The organism is Alcaligenes sp. YSL9 (assembly GCF_030515105.1).
Classification (GTDB): Bacteria; Pseudomonadota; Gammaproteobacteria; order Burkholderiales; family Burkholderiaceae_B; genus Alcaligenes; species Alcaligenes phenolicus.
Map to the genome: position 1 here is coordinate 804444 of NZ_JALXJU010000001.1, position 20800 is coordinate 825243.

Sequence of the window (20800 nt, forward strand, 5' to 3'; positions counted from 1 at the left end):
AACAATGCCTATCCAGACCCCAGAATAAGCACTTTCTAAAAAGCAATGCCGGGAACCCCCGGCCTCGGGAGACAGCTGCTATGACCCTTACTCGACGCTTTACCCCCGCTCTGACCGCCTTGGCCACCGTACTGGCCATGGGCACCGCCTATGCGGCGGACACCATCAAAATTGGTATCCCTCAACCCATGACTGGTCCCTCCACCCAATATGGTGACCAAATCCAGGCCGGTGCATTGACCGCAATTGACGCGATTAACGCAGCAGGGGGTGTCAAAGGCAAAAAGCTGGAAGCCGTCCTGATTGACGATGCGTGCGAACCCAAACAGGCTGTGCCTGCAGCCAACCGTGTGGTCAACTCCGGCGCGAAATTCGCCGTGGCCCACGCGTGCTCGGGAACCACGGTGCCTGCCGTGAACATTTACGAGCAGGAAGGCATTGTGGCGATTACTCCCGGTGCGACCTCGCCTCTGGTCACCGACACCATCAAGCCCCATTACTTTTTCCGCACCATTGGTCGTGACGACCAGCAAGGCCCCTTTGCGGCCGACTACATTGCTGACGTCCTCAAGCCCAAGAGCATTGCCGTCCTGCACGACAAGCAGACTTACGGCTCCGGTGTTGCCACGCAAGTGCGTGACGCGCTCAAGAAAAAGAACATGAACATTGTCATGTACGAGGGCATTAACGTCGGTGACAGCGATTACTCGGCCGTAATCACCAAGCTCAAGGGCGTGAACCCCGATCTGATTTATTTCGGTGGTTACCATGCCGAGCTGGGTCTGCTGCTGCGTCAGGCGCGTGAACAAGGCATGACCAACACCTTCATGGGTCCGGAAGGCGTTGCCAACCGCGACCTGGTCGCCATTGCCGGTCCGGCAGTGGAAGGTTTGCTGGTGACCTTGCCAACCGACTTCACCAAGATGCCGGCCAACAAGGATGTGATGGAAAACTTCAGCAAATACAAGCGCAATCCTAACGGGGCCTTTACCTTCCCGGCCTACGCGGCCGTGCAAATTATTGCCGATACAATCAATGCGGTAGGCGAAGATTCGGCCAAGGGAGCCGACTACATGCACGCAAATGCGTTCGATACCGCCATTGGCAAGGTAGAATACGACGCCAAGGGTGATTTGAAGCATTTCGAATTTGCCGTTTTCAAGTGGGATAAAGAAGGTAACTTTGATCTAGTTGAGAAATAAGACTGGATTATGTGCCCCCGCTCTTTACGAAGAACGGGGGCATTGCTTTTGGATGCCCACAAAGCCTCAGAACAAAACGACGGACTCAACGGAAAAAAACAAGCATGTCTGATTTACTCCCTCAGATCGTGCAGCAGCTGTTCAATGGATTATCCTTGGGCGCTATTTATGCACTGATCGCCATCGGCTACACAATGGTCTATGGCATTATCGGAATGATTAACTTTGCCCACGGCGAGATCTACATGATCGGCGCCTATGTCGGGCTGGTAACCCTGACTGCGATTGGCGTAGGCTCGGGTCTGCCCATCTGGCTGATCATTCTTATCATGTTGCTGGTTGCCATCCTGGTAACCGCGGTTTACGGCTATGCGATTGAAAAAGTTGCCTATGCGCCGCTGCGTGGCAGCCCTCGGCTGGTCCCGCTGATCTCGGCCATTGGTATGTCCATTTTCTTGCAGAACTGGGTTGCCCTGGGCCAAGGCGCACGCGATATGGCGGTGCCTACCTTGCTGTCCGGCTCCTTTCAGTTCAGCCTGGGCGCAGACGGCTTTACCGTCACGGCGCCTTACTCACGCGTCATGATCATTGTCGTGACCGTGGTGCTGATGATCATGCTCAGCCTCTACATCAAGTACTCGCGTCTGGGTCGCGCCTCGCGTGCATGTTCACAAGACTTGCGCATGGCCAACCTGCTGGGTATCGACACCAATAAAATCATCTCCTTCACCTTTGTCATCGGCGCCATGCTGGCTGCCGTGGGCGGCGTGCTGATTGCCACCGCCATTGGCAAGCTGAACCCCTTCATCGGCTTTATTGCCGGTATCAAGGCCTTTACGGCAGCCGTGCTGGGCGGTATTGGCAGCATCCCGGGCGCCATGCTGGGCGGTGTCCTGCTGGGTCTGGCAGAAACCTTTGCCGCTGCCTTTATTTCGTCGCAGTACAAGGACATCGTGGCCTTTTTACTGTTGGTCTTTATCCTGCTGTTCCGCCCAACGGGCCTGCTGGGTAAACCCGAGGTGGAGAAAGTCTGATGATGAACCGCTTTAGCAATGCATTTATCGCCGCTGTCTTGGCAGGCATTATTGTGGCTCCCGTCTTTGGCCTGCAAATTGTGCGCGCCGGGATGAACACCCATCTGGAAAGCGATTGGCAGATCATTCTTATCGGTATGGCACTGGTCTTTGTGGTCCAGCTGATCCGTCCTAACGTCAATCGCACCAAGATACGTGAAAGCCGCTGGACGCTGCCCAAACTGAGCATGCAGCACAAGAAGATCCTGCTGTACATCGTGATCGCTTGTGCCGTGGTCTGGCCCTTTTTTGGTGGTCGTGCCCAGGTGGATATTGCCACCCTGGTGCTGATCTACATCATGCTGGGCCTGGGGCTGAATATCGTGGTGGGCTTTGCCGGCCTGCTGGACCTGGGTTTTGTGGGCTTTTACGCCGTGGGTGCCTACACTTACGCCTTGCTCTATCACTACGCAGGCTGGGGCTTCTGGGAAGCACTGCCATTAGCGGGTGGTATGGCGGCCCTGTTCGGCTTTCTGCTGGGTTTCCCCGTGCTGCGCTTACGCGGCGACTATCTGGCTATCGTCACCCTGGGTTTTGGTGAAATCATTCGCCTCTTGCTCATCAATATGTATGACCTGACCGGCGGCCCGGATGGCATCTCCGGTATCCCCAAGCCAACCGTATTCGGTTTCCCAATGGCACGCCGTGCACCGGAAGGGCAGACCACCTTCCACGACCTGATGGGCTGGACCTTCAGCAACCAGGACGTGGTGGTGTATCTGTATTTGATGGCCCTGGCTTTGGCCCTGATCACCTTGCTGGTCTCCAGCCGTGTGGTGCGCATGCCTATTGGCCGTGCCTGGGAAGCCCTGCGCGAGGACGAGATTGCTTGCCGTTCGCTGGGCCTGAACCCCACTTCCATCAAACTGTCCGCCTTTACCATGGGTGCCATGTTTGCCGGTTTTGGTGGTGCTTTCTTTGCTGCCCGTCAGGGTCTGGTCAACCCAGAGTCCTTCACCTTTATTGAATCCGCCCTGATCCTGGCCATCGTGGTGCTGGGTGGTATGGGTTCACAAATCGGCGTCATTCTGGCGGCCATTGTGCTGACAGTGGTCCCTGAATTGGCCCGAGAGTTCGCGGAGTATCGGATGTTGATTTTTGGTCTGGTCATGGTGGCCATGATGGTTTGGCGTCCACAGGGCTTGCTGCCTGTGCAACGTCCTCATGTGGAGTTGCGTACATGAGCCCATTACTCCGAGTATCCGATCTGTCGATGCGTTTTGGTGGCTTGCTGGCGGTGGATTCCGTCAGCTTCGATGTGGCTAAAGACGAAGTGTTTGCCATCATCGGCCCCAACGGTGCCGGTAAAACCACGGTATTTAACTGCGTAGGCGGCTTTTACAAACCCACTTCCGGTTCCGTCACCCTGGAAGACCAGCCCATTCACGGCCTGTCCAGCCACAAGGTGGCACAAAAAGGCCTGGTACGTACCTTCCAGAACGTGCGTCTGTTCAAGAAGCTGACGGTGCTGGAGAACCTGCTGGTTGCCCAGCACAGCCAGCTCAAGGCCGGCTTTTTGTCCGGTCTGCTGAACCTGTCACGCTACAAGCAATCCGAAAAGGAAGCTAAAGAGCGTGCGGTGACATGGCTGGACTTCATGGGCCTGACCGATATGGCCAACCGTGAAGCGGGCAACCTGGCCTACGGCCACCAGCGCCGCCTGGAAATTGCACGTTGCATGATCACCCAGCCGCGCTTGCTGATGCTGGACGAACCTGCGGCGGGCCTGAATCCCCAAGAAAAACGCGATCTGCAAGCCCTGATCGACCAACTGCGCCGCGAATTTGGCGTGGCCGTCCTGCTGATCGAGCACGATATGAGCCTGGTTATGGGCGTATCAGACCGGATCCTGGTTATGGAATATGGCAAACCCATTGCCACCGGCCTGCCTGAAGAAGTGCGCAATGATCCGCGCGTCATCAAAGCCTATCTGGGGGAAGAATAAGTGCTGAAGCTGGACTCCGTATCTACCCATTACGGCGCTATTCAGGCGCTGGATCAAGTTAGCGTGGACGTGAATCAGGGCGAGATCGTCACCCTGATTGGCGCGAACGGCGCTGGCAAAACCACCTTGCTCATGACCGTTTGCGGCTCGCCCCGAGCCAGCTCGGGCAGCATCAGCTTCATGGGCGAGGACATCACCCACGCCGATACGCACCGCATCATGCGCAAAGGCATCGCCATCTCTCCTGAAGGCCGTCGCGTCTTTCCAGACCTGACCGTGTCGGAAAACCTGAAGATGGGCGGTTTCTTTCTGAACCGCAGCGAGATCGACGAAGGAGAGGACCACGTCTACAAACTGTTCCCCCGCCTGAAAGAGCGCGCTACGCAACGAGCAGGAACCATGTCAGGTGGTGAGCAGCAAATGCTGGCCATCGGTCGCGCACTGATGAGCAAACCGTCCTTGCTGCTGCTGGACGAACCTACCTTGGGCCTGGCCCCGCTGATCATCGCCCAGATCTTTGACATCATCCGTACCATTCGCGATGAAGGCGTGACGGTGTTTCTGGTAGAACAAAACGCCAATAAGGCCCTGCAAGTTGCAGACCGTGGCTATGTGCTGGAAACCGGCAAGGTAGTGATGCAGGATACCGGCGCCAATCTGCTGGCAAATCCGGATATTCGGAAGGCGTATTTGGGGGCTTAGACTGCCAGCGAATGCAGCCTCAAAGCGGTAGAGCGTCATCGATTTAAAGCACGCTTTAATTTACGTGCTTGAAAAAAACCTGAATCTCAGCTTTTGCTGGATTCAGGTTGTTTTTATTCGGGTGACAAGTCAGAACAAGGCCATTCGCACCAGAACTAAAAGCTGTCGATATGCTTGCCGGACGCTTCAGGGGAGCAGAACACGACAGCATCCCCTGAAACCTGATATCGCTAGCTGCGAAACGACTTAATCCTTCAACAAGCCTTCGCCGCGCAGTGCCGCCTTCACACCTTCGTTCTGCTCCATGCGAGCAAAGAAAGCGTTCAGGTTCTTCATGCCCGACAGGTCCAGCTTCATCAGAGCAGCCCAGCGCAGTACCACGTACAGGTAGGCATCGGCCACGGACAAGGAACCAGACAGGGTTTCTTTGCCTTCCAGGTGCTTGTCGATCACGCCCAGTTGCTTAGTCAGCAAGGCAGCGGTCTTGGCCTTGACTTCGGCCTGGGTCGCTTCCTGATCCGCGTAGCGATGCGTACCGAACACCACACCCACGTTACGGTGGATTTCGGCGTTCAGGAAGGCCAGCCAACGGCGGGCTTCAAAGCGTTGTTCGATGGTGCTGCCAATCAAATTGGCTTGCGGGTTCTTCTCGTTCAGGTATTCCAGAATGGCGATGCTTTGTGTCAGAACCAGATCACCATCGACCAGAACAGGCACAGCGCCGTTGGGGTTCAGTTTCAGGAATTCTTCTTGCTGCAGCTCGTCGCGGCTGACGCGCTGGGATTCAAACGGCTTGCCTATCCACTCCAATGCAATGCGGGTCACCAAAGGACAAGCACCAGTCATGTAATACAGTTTCATAAGTTCTCTTTCCAAAAGTGCGATAAACAAATGGCGCGAGCTTGTCGCGCCACTCCAAAATCATCGAGGCTGCAGGTGGCGAGCCAGGAAGCGCTCCATGCGCTCGTAAAACTCGAACTTGTTCTCGTCGTTATGGAAGCCGTGGCCTTCGTTATCCTTGACCATGTACTCCACATCCACACCACGCGCTTTCAAAGCGGCAACCATCTGGTCACTTTCTGCCTTGTTCACCCGTGGGTCGTGTGCGCCCTGGGCGATAAATAAGGGAGTGCGGATCTTGTCGGCATGTAAAACGGGGGAGTTGGCTTCCAGCAGCTCTTTATCCTTTTCCGGATCACCTACCATGGCGTGCATTTTCACCAGCAAAGGCTTCCAGTACGGCGGGATGGTATTCATGAAGGTCAGCAAGTTGGACACGCCCACATAGTCCACTGCTGCGGCGTACAAGTCCGGGGTTTTCACGATACCGGCCAAGGTCGCGTATCCACCGTAGCTGGCGCCGTAAATAGCGATGCGCTTGGGGTCAGCAATCTTTTGATCGATCAGCCACTGAACGCCATCGGTAATGTCGTCCTGCATGCTCAAGCCCCATTGCTTGAAACCCGCTTCCCAGAACTTGCGTCCATAGCCGGTCGAACTACGGAAGTTGATTTGCAAGACGGCGTAGCCACGGTTGGCCAGGAACTGCACCTCGGGGTTAAAGCCCCAGTAATCACGCGCCCACGGGCCGCCGTGCGGGTTGATGACCACAGGCAGATTACGGCTGGGGACACCCAAAGGCAGGCTCAGGTAGCCGTGAATCTTCATGCCGTCACGTGCCGTAAATTCGATAGGGTGCATGACCGCCATATCGCTTTCAGGCAAGGCACTGTTGATTACAGCCAGTTTGTGCAAGCTATTGCTGTCCACATCGTAAAGGTAGCGTGAACCTGGATTGCGATCGCTGTAGCTGGCCACAATCATTTTCTTTTCATCGCGTGTGATGGACTGAATGCTGATCTCGTAGCCCGGCAATTGGCGGGCGATGGCGGCGTGGATTTTCTCGCTGTGCTCGTCAAAGAAATGCTGACCGGGTTTGTCGGTGTAATAATCCACCGAAGTCAGCACCTGACGCAGGCGAGAATAGCCAGCTCCCATCAGATCGTGATCGGGTAATTCGTAGATTTTTTCTTCTTCATCCGGCTTGGCAGGGTCAATCAAGACCAAGGCCAAGGTGTCACGACCACGGTTGCTCAAGGCGTAGAAGCGCTGATTGTCGGCATGAAAAAAGAGAGGGCTGACTTCCGTGCGGAAGTCCGTTTGCAAAATGCTGCGGAACGGCTCGGAATCGCTGTCGCGATAACGCAGTTCGGAATCCACGCCCGAGATCGAAATCGCCATGCGCACCCGACCTTGGTGGTCTGTGCTCCAGCCCAGTACATCACCGGGGTTCTCGGCCGCCAATGTGCTTTCACCGGTCAGGACATTGACCTTGTAGACGTCGAATACTTCCGGATTACGGCCGTTGTGCGACACCAGAATATGCTCCGGGTCGTCCGGCAAATCGTCCTGCACTCCGGCACGTACGCCTTCCAGCGGCGTCAGGTCCGTGACTTTACCAGTCAGCACGTTTACGGCCAGAACGTGATAGTTCTCGTCGCCATTGACGTCCTTGGCATAAATAACGGTTTCATCGCCTTTCCAGAAGTACTCGGCAATATCGCGCTGATGTTCGGCGGTGACGCGGCGAGCCTCGCCCACAGGCTCACTGCCTTTTAACTCTTGCACAAAGATATTCTGACGGGCGGGGTGACCGTCGATCTTGACGGGCTCCATAAAGCCGATCATGCGCCCCTGATCCGAAATCCGGAAACCGCTACGCTTGGGATTCTGAAAGAAGTCCCGAATGTCGTACAGTGGGGGAGTGGTGCTCGCGACGTTATCCGGTATCAGGGCGTGGGCGCCCAAAGAGAGCAAGAGGGACAAGAGCATAAGCAATAACCTATAAAACAGGGTTATGAGGGTGAGACCAGGGACAAGCCTGTATCAATCCCATTACTATATCGGATGATGGTCCCAAGCAAAGGCAAGAACCCTCTGAAAATAGGGCCAGAATGCCAGGGGCAGCTCAAGGACAAGGACAGGCATGACTTCTTTGACTCGTATCGTTTTTCTGGATAGGGAAACACTGTCAGACAGCGTAGAGCTGCCGCAGGTTCCCTTTAAGCATGAACTGCAAGTTTACGGACGTACCGCTCCCGATCAAGTGGCCGAACGTATTGCCGATGCCGACATTGTCATCAGCAATAAAGTGGCACTCCGCCGCGAGCATTTGCAGGCCGCGCCCAACTTGAAAATGATCGCATTGGCCGCCACGGGTAGCGACAATATTGATCTGGATGCCGCCCGTGAACGCGGCATTGTGGTCAGCAATATCCGCGACTACGCCGTGCGCAGTGTTCCGGAGCACGTTTTTGCCCTGATCTTTGCCTTGCGCCGCAATATCTGCGCCTACCGCCAGTCCGTCAAGGAAGGCCGCTGGCAAGAAGCCCAGCAGTTCTGTTATTTCGACTATCCCATCCGTGATCTGGCAGGCTCCACCTTAGGGCTGATTGGCTCTGGATCTCTGGGGCAGGCCGTCGCCACCATGGGGCGAGCCCTGGGCATGAAAGTCATCTTTGCTCAACGCCGTGGCCAGACCATCGTCAGCAATGCGGATGACCGCTTGCCCTTTGAGCAAGTGCTGGAGCAAGCCGACGTCCTCTCCCTGCATTGCCCCCTGACTGCTGAAACACAAAACATGCTGGGCATGGCCGAGTTCGAGCGTATGGCCCCACGCCGCCCCTTGCTGATCAATACCGCCCGTGGCGGGCTGATCGACAATCAGGCACTGGAGCACGCCTTGCGGCAGGGCTGGCTGGGTGGTGCAGGCATTGATGTTTGCACGCCCGAGCCGCCACCCGCTGACCATATCCTGATGCGCTTGTTAGACTTACCCAATTACATTTTGACGCCGCATATAGGCTGGGCCAGTCAGGAGGCCATGCAGGCCCTGGCAAACCAGTTGATCGAAAACATTGTTGCTTTCCACCGCGGCCAAGCACGCCATACGCTGTAAATAATGACTGATTTAAGCTCCTATCAAGCCAATTTCTCCCTCGCTGGTCGCTGTGCGCTGGTGACCGGCTCGTCCGCCGGTCTGGGCCTGGAAATCGCCCGTGCCTACGCCGCCCATGGCGCCCATGTGATTTTGCATGGTCGTAAGGCCAGTAAACTCCTGCCTCTTGCCAACGAGCTTGAAGCTGGCGGTGCCCAGGTTGATACCTGGGAACATGATCTGGCCGATCTGGACTCCTTGCCAGACTCCTATCAAGCCCTGTGCCAGCGCGTCGGCACTCCCGATATTCTGGTGAACAATGTGGGCGTGCGACTACGCAGCCGCTTGCAGGATGCCGATTGGGACGATGTGGAGCATTTGCTGAATGTAGACCTGCTGGCCACGCTGAAACTGTCCAAGTACGCGGCCCAAGCCATGCTCGAGGCTCAGACCCGGCACGGCCGTATTGTGACCTTGACCTCCATTGCAGGCCCGCTGGCTCGCCCAGGCGACGCCATTTACCCGGTTGCCAAGCAGGGTCTGGCCGGCATGGTACGAGCACTGGCCGTAGAATTTGGCGGGCAGGGCATTACCAGCAATGGCATCGCCCCCGGCACCTTTGCCACGGAAACCAATGCCGCCCTGGCTCAAGACCCCGTCAAAGGTCCTTTAGTGGTTGGCCGCAACCCTTTGGGACGCTGGGCCAAGCCGGACGAAATCCGCGCTGCCGCTGTGTTTCTGGCCTCTCCGGCTGCTTCCTATGTCAATGGCCATATCGTGGTTGTAGACGGCGGTTTCTCCATTACTTTCTGATTGTTCCCTGACCATGCCGCTACCTCGTCCCATCCGCATCGCGATCAATGGCTATGGCCGCATAGGCCGTTGCCTGCTGCGCGCCATTTACGAATCCCCACGACGCCAGGAATTTGATGTCGTGGTCATTAACGAGCCCGCCACCATAGCCACCATGGCGTATCTGACGCGCTTTGATTCGACCCACGGCGTATTTCCGGCCCAGGTAGAGCACAACGAGCACGAGCTGATTGTGGGGGATAAGGCCATCCGGGTGCTGCATGAAACCGACCCGAAATCCATAGACTGGGCGGCGCTGGATCTGGACATGCTGATCGAATGCAGTGGTGCCTTTGGCAGTCGAGCCCAGCTGCAGCAATTTCTGGACGCCGGTTGCCCGCGTGTGCTGGTATCCAATCCCGGCAATAGTGCCCAGGACGTGGATTTCACCGCTGTGCTGGGTATTAACCATGAACAGTTGCAAGGCGACGAACGGATTGTCTCCAACGCCTCCTGCACCACCAATGCCATCATCCCGGTTCTGGCTGAACTGGATAAGACTTTCGGCATACGCCACGCCTTTTTAAGCACGCTGCACTCGGTCATGAACGATCAACCCATGATCGACGGCTACCACAGCAGCGATCTGGCCCGCACCCGTTCCGCCTTGCAATCCATGATTCCAGTCTCTACCGGGCTGGCAACTGGCGTAGAGCGGCTGTTACCGCAACTAAAAGGCAAAGTTCAGGCCAAATCCATACGCGTCCCTATCTTGAACGTGTCGGCCATTGATCTGATGGTCAACCTGGAACGCGACACCAGCCGGGATGAAATCAACCAGTTGTTCCAGAAAGCGGCGCAGCAATGGCCTGGTATTCTGGACTACTCCGATCAGGCCCATGCCTCGATCGACTTCAATCACAACCCGCACTCCGGTGTGGTGGACGGCTCGCAAACCCGAACCAATGGGGATGGGCTGGTCAATATGCTGGTCTGGTTTGACAACGAATGGGGGTTTTCCAACCGCATGCTTGATATTGCCTGTGTGTGGGCTGCGCGCTTCTTGCGCCAGCCGTGAACACCCCATTTTCAAACTGAACTGTCTTCCGAATTCTTACAGGAGCCATGATGAGTACGACACGTATTGAACAGGATTCCATGGGAACCATTGAGGTTCCCGCCGACCACTATTGGGGCGCGCAGACACAGCGCTCGATCCAGAACTTCCCGATTGGCCGAGACCGCTTCCAGTGGGGCCGCAGCATGATCGAGTCGCTGGGCATCCTGAAAAAATCCACAGCCCTGGCCAACCAGGAACTGGGCGAATTGCCCGACGAGCTGGCCCAGCTGATTGTCAAAGCGGCTGATGAAGTGATTGCAGGCCAGTGGGATACCGAGTTCCCATTGGTCGTGTTCCAGACCGGTTCTGGTACGCAAAGCAATATGAACGTGAACGAGGTGATCTCCAACCGCGCCATTGAGCTGGCTGGTGGCGAGAAGGGCAGCAAAAAGCCCGTCCACCCGAATGACCACGTGAACCGCGGCCAATCCTCCAACGATACTTTCCCCACCGCCATGTACATCGCTGTGGGTCTGGAATGTCAGCGCCGCCTGCGCAAAGACGTAGGTCAGCTGCGCGACACCCTGGCCGCCAAAGCCAAGCAATTCAACAGCATTGTGAAAACCGGCCGCACCCACTTGCAAGATGCCACGCCCATCACGCTGGGCCAGGAAATTGGTGCCTGGGTGGCGCAGATTGATTTCGGCCTGCAAACCGTGGACAAGGCTCTGGACGGTATTTACCAACTGGCGATTGGCGGCACCGCCGTGGGTACGGGTCTGAACGCCCATCCCCAGTTTGGCGAACGCACAGCAGCCCATATTGCCAAGATCACAGGCTTGCCATTTCAGGCGGCTGAAAACAAGTTCTTTGCGCTGTCGGCTCACGACGCGCTGGTGAATCTGTCCGCCTCCCTGCGTACCCTGGCCGGTGCCTTGATGAAGATGGCTAACGACGTGCGCTGGCTGGCCAGCGGCCCTCGCTGCGGGATTGGCGAGCTGCAAATTCCCGAGAACGAGCCCGGTTCCTCCATCATGCCCGGCAAGGTCAACCCCACTCAGTGCGAAGCGCTGACCATGGTGGCCGTGCAGGTGTACGGTAACGACGCGGCGGTGGGCTTTGCCGGCAGCCAGGGCAATTTCCAGTTGAACGTCTACAAACCTGTGATGGTGCACAATGTGCTGGAAAGCATTGCCCTGATCAGCGACGCATGCCTGGCTTTTGACGAGCATTGCGCTCAAGGTCTGGAGCCTGTCATGGAAAAGATCCAGCACAATCTGGACCAGAACCTGATGCTGGTCACCGCCCTGAACCGTCACATCGGCTACGACAAGGCCGCCTACATCGCCAAGACAGCCCACAAGGAAGGCCTGACCCTACGTGAGTCCGCCCTGAAATCCGGCTATCTGACTAACGAGCAGTACGATCAGTGGATTGTGCCACTGGATATGACCCACCCAGGCTAAATTCAGCCTCGCTTGTGCTTGAGCGTATTCGCCCCTTCAATGGGGCGAATACGTAAACAGCGTAGCCATTTGTCCCTATGAAAGAGTAGGGGAGTGTCCCATCCCACCTATCTGCCTTTCACTGCCTTATGCGTATAAAGAAAACCTTCAGTTTGTCCTCTGCATGTGCAGCCACCGTGCTGGGCCTGGCCGTAGCCACGGCCTCAGTATCGGCCCAGGCACAATCTGAACCTGTTCCTGCCATCAGCGGACCGGCTGTCTCGGTTGAGACCCTGGTCAGTGGGCTGGAACACCCTTGGGCCATGGCTTTTTTGCCCAATAATGCTGGCATTCTGATTACCGAGCGCCCAGGCCGCCTGCGTGTTTGGACCCAAGAAAACGGCTTGTCCGAACCGATTGCCGGTGTGCCTAAAGTCCATGCGCAATCCCAGGGGGGCTTGCTGGATGTCGCTCTGGCCCCGGATTTTTTCCGTAGCCGCCGTATTTATCTGGCTTATGCCGAGCGCCGCGACAAACAAAACTCGGCCACCACCGTCGGTTATGGCGTGCTGTCGTCGGACTTGAAACGCATCGACGCCTTCCGCCCGATTTTCCGTCAGGAGCCTGCCTTGTCCACGGGGCAGCACTATGGTGTGCGCATGGCCTTTGATCCCGGTGGACGAGACCTGTATATCGCCCTGGGCGAGAACAATCAGCCGGCCACCGCTCAGCAACTGGATCACCTGCAAGGTAAAGTCGTGCGTATTCGCCCGGATGGCATTGTGCCGCGCGACAATCCTTTCCGCAGTCAACGTGGTGCCAGAGCAGAAATCTGGAGCTATGGCCACCGCAACCCGCAAGGCATGGCCTGGAACCCTTGGACAAACGAGTTGTGGGTGGCTGAACATGGCCCGCAAGGCGGCGATGAACTGAACCGGATTCAAGCCGGCGCCAACTATGGCTGGCCCTTGCGTACCGAAGGGCAAGGCTATGACGGCAAACCCATTCCCAACGCCAGCCCCACACCGCTTGAGGGGCTGACCGAGCCTTTCCACTACTGGTCAGTCTCGCCCGCCATCAGCGGCATGGCTTTCTATAACAACGAACGCGTCCCGGGCTGGCAGCACAGCCTGTTTGTAGGTGCATTGAAAGAACAAGCCTTGATTCGTCTGGAATTTGACGAAGAGGACGGCCACATCGTCGGTGAAGAGCGCTTGCTGCAAGACTTGAAGCAGCGTATCCGAGATGTGCGTGTCGGGCCGGATGGCGATGTTTATGTGCTGACCGACGAAAGCAACGGCCAACTACTGCGCATTCAGCCCAAGTCCTGAAGCTTTAAACAGGTTTGCGACTGCGCGTCGCAATAAAACTGGGCAGGTATTTCTCGATCTCAAAGCGTGGGGCGGGGTGCATTTCTTCGATGTAATCGACCAGATACAAACCCGCTTCCAGCTGCCCGCCAATCTGCTGCGCCAAGGAGTGCCCAAAAATCAAAGGCTCCATGCGTGCCTGCTTGGCTTGCCGTGCTTCGGCGTCCAGGCTGCTCAAATCCGAGTAAGGCACCGTGAATTTAGGGCGAATCAAACCTTGCTGGGCGTAACTAGGATCTCGATCCGCAATAAACACAGCCGGATTAAAGAAGCTGGACAGCAAATGCCCACCCGGACGCAGAACACGAGCGCATTCTTTCCAGACCAGGCTGATATCAGGCACATACTGGTTAGAGACCGGGTGCAAGATCAGATCAAAACTCTCGGCCCCAAAGCGCGACAAATCGCACATATCACCTTGTTCGATCTGCAAGGACAAGCCATCACGCTCGGCCACCATACGGTCTTTATCCAGCTGTCCGGCCGACAGATCAAACACCGTTACCGAGGCCCCGGCAGCGGCCAGAATGGGGGCTTGCTGCCCACCCGCACTGGCCAGGCACAGAACGGATTTGCCTTGAACATCACCTAACCAATCCGCAGGAACAGGCGAGGGCAGCAAATGCACTTGCCATTGCCCGCGACGGGCTTGTTCAACCTGCTCGCTGCTGACAGGCAAGGACCAGGGGCTCTCTGTTTGCGCTTGTTTGTCCCAGGCGCGGGCATTGTGATCGAGTAAAGAGGGATCTGACATAAGTAGTTCTTTTATAGTCACTATCACTGTATTGAAACACAACCCTATCTTGCCCGGCGGCGAACTGGCGATTTTTTTATACCCTCAAGCTCTAAAGAAAACGCCAACCCTCGGTTTAAGACTATAAAAAAGGCCGTCTCAAGGACGGCCTGTACAGACTGAACAGTCAGCTCAATTACTTGATCAAGGTTACTGGCACATTCACCAGGCTCAGCACCTTGGTCGTGACCGAACCCAGAACCAGGCCGGGCAGGGCGCTCAGGCCGCGCGTACCCATCACAATATGATCGATCTGGTTCTTCTCTACATAGTCTTTGATCGTTTGGGCGGCATTACCGGCAATAATGCTTTCCTTGATTTTCAGGGGAGAGCCGGCGAGCACGGAACGAGCAGGCAGGAGCGCATTGCTGCCTTCGTCCTGGTAGTAAGCCTGCAGCACATCTTCCGAGAAAAAGCGTTTGACGTTACCCGACACGATCGGAGTAGGAACAGCCAGCACGTGCAAAGTGGCTTCTGGTTTGCCCGTTAGGATGTCCACGGCGGTTTTCAAAGCACGAGTGGAAGCATCAGACCCATCGACAGGAACGAGAACATTAAGCATGAAGACCTCTTGTAGTGTGTGAACTGTTTAAGTATGAAGCAATAACTTCTACTAGGACATTACAGAATAAGCGCGCAGACCAGCTTGATCAGTATCAAGCCCCACCGCTATTTGCTAAAGGCTGTTCTATCATAACCGTATGATCTCGGTGTGGATGCCACATCACCCCGTTTATGTGCGGAAAAAAACAAGCGCCACATCCCTTCGTCCCACCATTCCTTGTGCCCGTTTTTCTTAGGAGATATCCCTCATGAGCTTGAAGCAGCTACTGGTCTGTACGGCCTTGTTCAGTGCCGGTTTCAGCGCCCAGGCAGCCGAAGCCGGCTTTGACTCGGTCAAGGATGTGCTGACCAGAAATGCTTGTTTGTCTTGTCATACCATAGACAGAAAAGTGGTTGGTCCTGCCTATAAGGACATAGCCAACATGCGCAAGGACGATCCAGCCAACGCTGAAGTCATTGCCCAGCATATCCGTCAAGGCAGCAAGGGCGTCTATGGACCGCTGCCCATGCCTGCGAATGCAGCCATTTCTGATGCCGACATCAAGGCGGTGGTGGATTGGATCATGGCGGGTGCGCCAAAACAGTAAGCAGTGTGTTTACACAATGGGAAACGGTCATCCAGGGATGGCCGTTTTTATTGGCTGCTCATCTGTGCCATCGGGACATGAATTTTAGAAAAAACATCTTCAACACGCCCATCCATATGAATGCACGGCTGTTCGTTCGACTCGACAGGCAAGGTTTGGGTCTGAGCAAAAAAGCGGGCAGGGGTGGTGCCCACCGTACGACGAAACATGGTGATAAAGGCGCTCAAGCTTTCATAGCCCAAATCTTGAGCGGTTGCGGTCACCGATGTTCCGTTCGCCAGTTTCTGCAGGGCAATGGAACTATCCCATTGTTGCAGCCAGCGCCCAAAAGACATGCCTGTTTCGCGTAAAAATAGCCGTCCCAAGGTACGCGTACTGACTCCAATCAAGGCCCCCCATTGCTCCATGCTCAACTTCAGGCCGGGGTTTTGTGCCAAATGATCGATCAGCCTTTTCAAACGACGGTCCCCAGGCATGGGTAAATGCAGGGATTTTTGAGGGCTCAGGGCCAATTCATCCATCAGCACCGCAATCAAACGAGCATGGCGCAGCTCGCTCCCCGGCAGGTGCTCGCCAGACTGTACCAGTCTCAGAATCAACTCCCGCAACAAGGGACGGGTGAACAGAATCCCACATGCTTCCAGATGGGCAGGGGGCTGAGCCTCAATGTACAGATTCGCGATACTGGCTTGCTGGGTAGCTCGAGCAAAATGCATCACATCAGCCGGTATCCAGATCGCGCACTGAGGGGGCACCGCCCACACCCCTTGTTCGGTCTGTACAGACATGAATCCTTTCAGAACGTACAGTAGCTGGTGTTTGCGATGCTTGTGAGGCTCAGTGTCTCCCACAAAGGCCAGCTCTACCTGTAACCCCGTCACAGGTAAAGCGACCTGATCCAGATAGGCCTGGACAGTAACAATGGCATCTTTCATTCAAGGGTCGCAGGCGTGCTTGAAACAGCTGAAGCTACGCCCTTAAAAAAGCCGAAAAAAATACCGTAACACAGCGCTGGGCTGCAAAATTGCGGCTAACAGCCAGTTTCTATCGTATTCCGGCCAAAATAAAGTCGAATCCTGTGCCTACAAGAGCACGCCGCCGTCTGCCCGTAGCACGCGCCGCGCAAAATTTGCAAAGCTCAGCGCCAATACCTTGGGTTTAAGCAAGAAATCCCGAGACTCTCGTGCCAGCTCTGGCTTAATGTGCCTGATGGTACCCATGGCCCTGGCGTTCAATTGCATTTGTGCCGCGTGCTCCATCCACACCGCTAACAGGCACGCTTCCTCAATACTGCGTCCAGCCGTCAACAAACCATGATGGGCCAGCAAAATGGCATGTCGGTTGCCCATTGCTTGCGAAATGATCTGCCCCTCTTCATCCCCAATGGGCAAGCCAGGCCAATCCGGAAGAAACGCACAGTTTTCGAAAAGAGGAGTGGCGTCCATATGAGCCACGACCAATGGCTCTCCCGTCATGGATAAGGCAGCACAGGCCGGCGGATGTGTATGGACAATCGCTTGAACATCAGGGCGATTGGCATAAATCCAGGCATGAAAACGTACCCCAGGATTGGGCATGGCGCTCCGTCCCCGAGGCTGTAACTGTTGATCGACCTGCACCAAGGAACTGGCACAAGCTTCGTCAAAGCCAATCCCAAAACCCAGCGTCAACATATCCGTGCTATCCGGTGACAAGCGAGCCGTAATTTGCCCCGCCAAACCGCGCCAATGCCCCTCATCAAAAAGAATGCGACACGCCAGGGCCAACTTCTCCCGCTGAGTCCATGAGCCGGTATTCAACTCTCCCATTTCCTGGTTCACCTGGGCGGCAATCTGATTTTTCTCTTGAATTTTCATAGTCCATATCTTGTTGTACAGGCCAAAATAGCAGGACGGCTACCCGTGACAGGCAGCCGGTCAAACCATGCACCTTAAATCGTTGCCACCACCTGAACTTCCACCAAAAACCCCTCGGCAAACAGCGACTGCACGCCCACAAGCGTACTGGTTGGCGGGATGGAGCCTGCCGGCCTTGCCTGAGTCAAGGCTTGAACCAGCTGCGCTGTATGTTCAGTGCAATCACCAACGATATAGATCGTCTCGCTGATCACCTCGGAACGGCAGGTACCTGCAGCCTGGAGCACGATATCGATATTGCTGTAGGCACGCTCGAACTGGGCAAAGAGATCACCGGCTACCAAATGGCCATTTTCATCCCAGGATAGCTGTCCCGAGGTATAGACCAAACCAGCCTTATTCAGAACAATGCCGTGAGACACCACCCCAGGCAGCTTGGGCAAATTGTCAGGGTTAATTGCTTGTTTGTTCTGCATTCATATGCTCCTTTTGCGGGTCTTGGGCTGCTATGCCCAGGCCCGGATTGATATTGATAACCTTGGCCTGGGTAAACTCCAGCAGTCCCTCCGCGCCCAATTCAATGCCAAAGCCTGACTGCTTACTGCCGCACTGAGGGATATGCGGCCCCAAGTCAATGTGCTGATTGATCCAAACCGTACCCGCTTGCAACTGATCGGCCACTCCTCTGGCTCGCTCCAGATCGGACGCCCATACCGAGGCGCCCAGGCCATAAGGGCTGCGATTAGCCATGGCAATCGCTTGCTCCACGTTGCTGTAGCGAATGACAGGCAAGACCGGGCCAAACTGTTCCTCATCCACCAGACGAGTACCGTCTTCAATGTCCAGCACCAGAGTAGGGGGCAGAAAGTAACCGGCCCCCTCCGGCACCGTACCCGCACTTAGAACCCGCCCATGCTGTCGGGCGTCCTCCAGGAGGGACTTCACCTTCTGAAACTGCTGCTGGTTCTGCAAGGGTCCCAGCGTTGTCTGTGAATCCAGACCATCTCCCAGTACCAGGCGCTGACAATGACTCCATAGCTCATGACTCAAGGCCTCGTAGAGCGAATCAGGAACATAGAGACGTTTCAAGGCGATGCAGGCCTGCCCACTGTTAAAGAAAGCGGCTCGCACAATACCGGGGGCGATCTGCTTGGGGTCCGCATCATCAAGCACAATCCCGGGGTCATTGCCTCCTAGTTCCAAGGTCAAACGTTTCAAGGATTTGGCTGCATTAGCCATGACCTTGTAGCCAGTTGCGGTAGAACCCGTAAAAGAGATCTTGGCGACCTGAGGATGGCTGCTCAACGCATCGCCCAGATCGTTGTGATCCGTGACGATGTTCACAACCCCCGCAGGCAAGGCATCGACAATAAGCTCACCCAGTTTCAAGGTGGTCAGCGGCGTGGTCGCCGCCGGTTTGATAACCACCGTATTACCCGCCAACAAGGCGTGAGGCACTTTGAAGGCCAACAGCATCAAGGGGAAATTCCAGGGCGTAATCACGGCCACTACGCCCAAAGGCTGGCGTTGCAGATAAGCGTGTCTGATCGTGCTCTCTTCCAAGGTCTGCGTCTCTATGCGGCACTGAGCGACATACCGAAAAAACGCGGCAGTGCCTTGCACTTCAGCCTGAGCATCCCGCAAGGGTTTGCCTTGTTCCTGGGTCAGGAGATGCGCCAATTCCAGGCAGTGTTCCTCAATAAGATCGGCAATCCTCAAAATCAAGGCGCGCCGTGTCTGCATCGTGGTTCGGGACCAAACAGGAAAACTGCGGCTGGCCGCGTTGATCGCCTGTTCCATTTGCCGGAGCGAGGCACGTGGACTATGAGCAAAAGGCTGCCCCGTACTGGGGTTGATGACAGCCATGGTTTGTTCGCCATCCACCAAGGCACCGTCAATCAACATTCTGAACGTGGATGTTTGACTATTCATCGGCCAGCCTCTCGGTGGTTTCCAGCGCATGAGACGCAGTCTGAAAAGGCGTTAAAGCGTGTCGCATTGCCAAACGCAGGCGAGTGGCGTCTTGCTCATTGCTGGCCCAGGCGATATAGCCATCAGGCCGAATCAGCACAGCAGTCACGTGCTCCCAACCCTCACTGCGAACGGCCAGTGAGCTCCGATACAACACAGCCTTCAGGCCCTCCGGGCATTCCAGCTCATCGTTGTCATGCCCACTCACCTCCAGCATCACGTAGTGCCCCTGTTCCAGGAGGCCAAAAAGACTTTGTCCACCAACCAGATCCTGATCCGCTGCACGCCGTCCCACCAAGGCATGGTCACCCGGCACGGTTGATGGATACAGCACACTCAGGCCAGACAGCCTCTCGGCCAATGTTTTCTCCAAGGCAGGGGACTGCTTGATGAGCTTGTTCAAAAAGGAACGTAATTCCATACCCTCAACAGAGAAACAGCTCATCAAGGCAGTCTGTGCCTGGGTGTGCTCCAGCAAATCCTGGCCAACGGGGTAACGCTCCTGATGGTAGCTATCAAGCAAAGAGTGCGGCATCCACCCGTTGATCACGGCAGCCAGCTTCCAGCCCAGATTCATGGCATCCTGAATCCCGATATTCAGCCCCACACCCCCGGCTGGCATATGCTGGTGGGCGGCGTCACCCGCCAAGAAAACCCGATTTTTACGGTAGCTCTCGGCCTGGCGGCTGGTATTGCTATAGCGAGACAGCCAGGATGGGCTGTGCAATCCAAAATCGGTTCCAAAGACGGCCCGGACTTTTTCGCGTAGCTCTTCCAAAGGCAAATCACCCGGCCATGGACGATTCACGTCGTCCGGCGACAGCCCGACCAAACGATGCTGGCCATCCGGCAACTTCGCAACCATGGCCGTCCCATTCAGCCCCCACTCACCAATCATGACGCCCTCGGGCGGGTCGGTCAGCATGGCGTCTCCCAGCCAGCCCAAGACCGTGGCATCTGTTCCAGGAAACGCAATCCCGGCCTGTTGACGCACTGTGCTGCGCGTCCCATCGCAGCCCACCAGCCATTGCGCTGTAGCGACATACTGCTCTAGCTGGCTGTTTTCAATCCAAACCGAGACTCCCTCCGGGTTCTGTTCAAAGCGGCATACTTTCTCGGACCGGCGGATATCCGCGCCCAAGGAGCGCGCACGCTCCTGCAAGATAGCGGTAATGCGCGCCTGGGGAATAGCCAGCGTATAGTCAAAGCGAGTGTCCAACTGCTTGAAGTCCAGACGATGCTCAAAGACGGCAAAATGTCCGCTAGGAATACGCACCGCCTGCGCCAGCATCTCGTGGTGTGCGCCACGCATGGCAAAGACTTCAATGGTTCGCGGATGAATCGTCAAAGCCCGAGATTGAGGGCTGATAGTGGCAGTTTGTTCAATCAGCAAGGTCTGCACACCCGCAAGCTGTAACTCGCAGGCCAGCCAGCAGCCAACCGGGCCGGCGCCCGAAATAATGACTTGATGTTCCACTGATGTCTCCTCGTTTTTTATGTAAT

General features: G+C 56.0%; 20 protein-coding genes. 11 read left to right on the top strand and 9 right to left on the bottom strand.

Features of this window, described 5'->3' with window-relative positions:
- The first annotated feature begins 80 nt into the window (after window positions 1–80).
- The 5 genes from M2Q46_RS03735 (at window position 81) to M2Q46_RS03755 (ending at window position 4922) form a co-directional block, all read left to right on the top strand.
- Window positions 81–1202, top strand: coding sequence for a high-affinity branched-chain amino acid ABC transporter substrate-binding protein (locus M2Q46_RS03735; RefSeq protein ID WP_009453957.1), 1122 nt, complete (start codon window positions 81–83; stop codon window positions 1200–1202).
- A gap of 104 nt (window positions 1203–1306) precedes the next feature.
- On the top strand, window positions 1307–2236 hold the full coding sequence (gene livH / locus M2Q46_RS03740; RefSeq protein WP_009453959.1) for a high-affinity branched-chain amino acid ABC transporter permease LivH: 930 nt from the start codon (window positions 1307–1309) through the stop codon (window positions 2234–2236).
- Window positions 2236–3459 (top strand): high-affinity branched-chain amino acid ABC transporter permease LivM, encoded by a 1224-nt coding sequence (locus tag M2Q46_RS03745; protein ID WP_021446595.1) that lies wholly within the window; start codon window positions 2236–2238, stop codon window positions 3457–3459. The genes livH and M2Q46_RS03745 overlap by 1 nt, the downstream gene beginning before the upstream one ends.
- On the top strand, window positions 3456–4220 hold the full coding sequence (livG, locus tag M2Q46_RS03750) for a high-affinity branched-chain amino acid ABC transporter ATP-binding protein LivG (protein ID WP_035271558.1): 765 nt from the start codon (window positions 3456–3458) through the stop codon (window positions 4218–4220). The genes M2Q46_RS03745 and livG overlap by 4 nt, the downstream gene beginning before the upstream one ends.
- Entirely contained in the window at window positions 4221–4922 is a 702-nt protein-coding gene (locus tag M2Q46_RS03755; RefSeq protein WP_060185069.1) for an ABC transporter ATP-binding protein, read from the top strand.
- Window positions 4923–5168: 246 nt separating this feature from the next.
- Here M2Q46_RS03755 and M2Q46_RS03760 read toward each other — a convergent pair whose 3' ends face one another.
- Together M2Q46_RS03760 and M2Q46_RS03765 are read right to left on the bottom strand one after the other, a co-directional pair.
- A complete protein-coding gene (locus M2Q46_RS03760; RefSeq protein WP_060185070.1) occupies window positions 5169–5783 on the bottom strand; it encodes a glutathione S-transferase family protein in 615 nt (204 codons plus the stop codon).
- 60 nt (window positions 5784–5843) lie between these two features.
- Window positions 5844–7754 carry a S9 family peptidase gene (locus M2Q46_RS03765; protein ID WP_009453968.1) on the bottom strand — a complete coding sequence of 637 codons (1911 nt, stop codon included), beginning with the start codon at window positions 7752–7754 and terminating at the stop codon, window positions 5844–5846.
- A 154-nt stretch (window positions 7755–7908) separates the two neighbouring features.
- On the opposite strand from M2Q46_RS03765, the gene M2Q46_RS03770 reads away from it, so the two are divergent.
- The 5 genes from M2Q46_RS03770 to M2Q46_RS03790 all read left to right on the top strand — a co-directional run bounded on the left by M2Q46_RS03770 (window position 7909) and on the right by M2Q46_RS03790 (window position 13487).
- The gene (locus M2Q46_RS03770) at window positions 7909–8880 is read left to right on the top strand and encodes a D-2-hydroxyacid dehydrogenase (protein ID WP_115633653.1); all 972 of its coding nucleotides are present in this window, start codon (window positions 7909–7911) and stop codon (window positions 8878–8880) included.
- Between the two features lie 3 nt (window positions 8881–8883).
- Window positions 8884–9672, top strand: a complete 789-nt coding sequence (locus tag M2Q46_RS03775; protein WP_035271564.1) for an SDR family oxidoreductase — start codon at window positions 8884–8886, stop codon at window positions 9670–9672.
- A gap of 13 nt (window positions 9673–9685) precedes the next feature.
- Window positions 9686–10729: a type I glyceraldehyde-3-phosphate dehydrogenase gene (locus M2Q46_RS03780; RefSeq protein ID WP_060185072.1), complete on the top strand. Its 1044-nt coding sequence runs from the start codon at window positions 9686–9688 to the stop codon at window positions 10727–10729.
- A gap of 50 nt (window positions 10730–10779) precedes the next feature.
- Window positions 10780–12177, top strand: a complete 1398-nt coding sequence (fumC, locus tag M2Q46_RS03785) for a class II fumarate hydratase (protein ID WP_026482570.1) — start codon at window positions 10780–10782, stop codon at window positions 12175–12177.
- A gap of 128 nt (window positions 12178–12305) precedes the next feature.
- Entirely contained in the window at window positions 12306–13487 is a 1182-nt protein-coding gene (locus tag M2Q46_RS03790; protein ID WP_302356816.1) for a PQQ-dependent sugar dehydrogenase, read from the top strand.
- A gap of 4 nt (window positions 13488–13491) precedes the next feature.
- Here the strand turns inward: M2Q46_RS03790 and M2Q46_RS03795 are convergent, their stop codons facing one another.
- Both M2Q46_RS03795 and M2Q46_RS03800 read right to left on the bottom strand, forming a co-directional pair.
- Complete coding sequence (locus M2Q46_RS03795) at window positions 13492–14280, bottom strand: class I SAM-dependent methyltransferase (protein WP_052159377.1); 789 nt, start codon at window positions 14278–14280, stop codon at window positions 13492–13494.
- Between the two features lie 175 nt (window positions 14281–14455).
- Window positions 14456–14881: a universal stress protein gene (locus M2Q46_RS03800; protein WP_026482567.1), complete on the bottom strand. Its 426-nt coding sequence runs from the start codon at window positions 14879–14881 to the stop codon at window positions 14456–14458.
- Between the two features lie 250 nt (window positions 14882–15131).
- Here M2Q46_RS03800 and M2Q46_RS03805 point away from each other — a divergent pair, with 250 nt between their 5' ends.
- Window positions 15132–15470 carry a c-type cytochrome gene (locus M2Q46_RS03805; protein ID WP_083053519.1) on the top strand — a complete coding sequence of 113 codons (339 nt, stop codon included), beginning with the start codon at window positions 15132–15134 and terminating at the stop codon, window positions 15468–15470.
- A gap of 47 nt (window positions 15471–15517) precedes the next feature.
- Here M2Q46_RS03805 and M2Q46_RS03810 read toward each other — a convergent pair whose 3' ends face one another.
- The 5 genes from M2Q46_RS03810 to M2Q46_RS03830 all read right to left on the bottom strand — a co-directional run bounded on the left by M2Q46_RS03810 (window position 15518) and on the right by M2Q46_RS03830 (window position 20774).
- Window positions 15518–16405, bottom strand: a complete 888-nt coding sequence (locus M2Q46_RS03810; RefSeq protein WP_060185075.1) for a helix-turn-helix domain-containing protein — start codon at window positions 16403–16405, stop codon at window positions 15518–15520.
- 147 nt (window positions 16406–16552) lie between these two features.
- Entirely contained in the window at window positions 16553–17326 is a 774-nt protein-coding gene (locus tag M2Q46_RS03815; RefSeq protein ID WP_115633656.1) for an aldolase, read from the bottom strand.
- A gap of 74 nt (window positions 17327–17400) precedes the next feature.
- Window positions 17401–17802 (bottom strand): RidA family protein, encoded by a 402-nt coding sequence (locus M2Q46_RS03820; RefSeq protein ID WP_035271572.1) that lies wholly within the window; start codon window positions 17800–17802, stop codon window positions 17401–17403.
- Window positions 17780–19258, bottom strand: a complete 1479-nt coding sequence (locus M2Q46_RS03825; protein ID WP_302356817.1) for an aldehyde dehydrogenase family protein — start codon at window positions 19256–19258, stop codon at window positions 17780–17782. The genes M2Q46_RS03820 and M2Q46_RS03825 overlap by 23 nt, the downstream gene beginning before the upstream one ends.
- A complete protein-coding gene (locus M2Q46_RS03830; RefSeq protein WP_081055305.1) occupies window positions 19251–20774 on the bottom strand; it encodes an FAD-dependent monooxygenase in 1524 nt (507 codons plus the stop codon). Before M2Q46_RS03830 ends, M2Q46_RS03825 begins: the two co-directional genes overlap by 8 nt.
- Between the last annotated feature and the right edge of the window lie 26 nt (window positions 20775–20800).